At 57.6% G+C, this 1513-nt stretch carries 1 protein-coding gene; it reads right to left on the reverse strand.

Going from position 1 to position 1513, the window contains the following annotated elements:
- Positions 1 to 1513: fibronectin type III domain-containing protein (locus tag L692_RS29265; protein ID WP_198027779.1), on the reverse strand; the 1513-nt coding region annotated here is incomplete at both ends.

A 1513-nucleotide genomic window follows, 5' to 3' on the forward strand; every position in this document is an offset into this window, starting at 1 on the left:
GGAGCCGGGTTATTATCCAGATAAATTCTGTAGCCGGTCACTCCCCTGTCGTCCGTCGCCGCGCTCCAGCTGATGTCCGCTTCCAGTTGGGCGGTCTTTACTGCAGTTACCGTACTGCCCGCCGGGAACGAAGGAGGCGTAGTATCCGAGGGAGAGGAAGCTCCCCCCACAGGTCCCCCTCCGGCCGGGAGCGTCATGAGCCGAAGCCACGGCCCGTCCGTACTGGCATTCCCCGCTGCGTCAAGGGCCTCCACCTTGAACGTATAGGCAGTTTCGGGCGTCAGGCTGCTTACCGCGTAGGTTGCTTCCGATACCGTCCCCTCTGTCAATCGGCCGCCATTCTGGTAGAGAATGTAGCCGGTGACGGCATCATCATCCGTCGCTCCGCTCCAATGCAGAGTCGCTCCAGTCGAGGTCAGCCCCGAATAGGTCAGGCTTCCATTGGTCCACACGGGATTGGCCGGGGCTGGAGGCGGCTCCGGCACCATTCCCTCTACATACGGAGAAATACCGCCCTCTCCGCCCTCGCTTACTCCGGCAACACGGAAATAATAGGTTCCGGCATTGATCCCGGCAATGGTATAGGACGTGTCCGCCACTGGCGCCGGATTCACTAATTGATAATCCCAGTACAGGTCAGTGCTGTAGTAAATGTTATACCCGCTCGCTTTGGCAACGGCGCTCCAGGAGAGTTGAAGCTTGCCATCCACCAGCGAAGCCGCTGGCGTTGGAGAAATGATCGTAGTCGGCACATCCTGAGACGCCGTGGAAAATGCAATGGTGCGGGCCGGAATCGTCTGCCCATTGACCGTTTGCATCGCCGGTATTTCCAGCTCATAATTTGCGCCAAGAGCCAAATCGTAGAGCGTGTTGCCCTGGCCGCCGCTCGTCAGAGGAATGAAGAAATAAGTGCCGTCTGTGTTGACCTGAGGCGAGTAGCTTCTCGCGCCTTCAACCTTGTTCCCGTCGATGGTCGGGTCAAACGGGATTTGCGCCCCGTTCTCCTTCAGCACCATGCCGCTCTTCACTTCATCCGCATTGGTTACAGGAACGCTGACGGAAAACCACAGGTTCCCCTCAACAGGCACACCTGCGGCGCCGTTGTCCGTCCAGTAGCTGACCACGGGCTGGATGGAAGGATCATAAGTTCCTCCCGCCGACGGGACAGAGAACGAGAACACCGCATCCCGATTATGCGTAAACGCTCCAATCGTTATGCCGTTGTTGGCCCGTATCGTTTCGCTAATGGCCACCGTATAGGTCTGCCCCGGCTGGAAGGAGCCTCCATCCATATTCAAAATATAGCTCGCGCCTTTCGGAAGACCGGATACTGTGTGATTGTCCTCCATCTTTGCAGTCAACGACCCGACATTCAAGAGCGCGCCGGACGGGCTTGTCCCCTGATACACCCGGAAAAGCCCGGGAGCCGTTGTGCTGCTGGGGCCTTTGTCAAACCACACCTGCAATTGATGATCGTTTAAATACCGGTAGCCGATAAAATGCATCGGCTTTT

This window comes from Paenibacillus forsythiae T98 (assembly GCF_000520735.1).
GTDB classification, from domain to species: Bacteria; Bacillota; Bacilli; order Paenibacillales; family Paenibacillaceae; genus Paenibacillus_AQ; species Paenibacillus_AQ forsythiae.